The sequence below is a fragment of the Neisseria sp. P0001.S005 genome (assembly GCF_051963715.1).
In genome coordinates, this window is sequence record NZ_JBQCTZ010001116.1 from 1 (window position 1) to 230 (window position 230).

A 230-nucleotide genomic window follows, 5' to 3' on the forward strand; every position below is an offset into this window, starting at 1 on the left:
ATGGTGAGGCCGTCTGAATTAAGTTTTCTGTCGCATGCGGTCACGCTGTTAACAGTGATCTCTTTGGCCAGATTCAGCTGTGCACCACCGGCTACGGTTTCGCTGATGATGTTGCTGTCGACTTTGACATTGATGGTGTCACCCAATGCGTAGGTGTTGCTGCCGGGGGTACCGCCGAAGTTGATACCTTTGGCTATATTGGCGGCGTTGTTCGCTCCGTGTTGGTTGGT

At 52.6% G+C, this 230-nt stretch carries 1 protein-coding gene; it reads right to left on the minus strand.

Annotated elements, in window-relative coordinates; genetic code table 11:
• Positions 1–230, minus strand: a 230-nt coding sequence (locus ACTHSP_RS24255) for a hypothetical protein (protein WP_440347251.1), incomplete at both ends; no start/stop codon positions are given.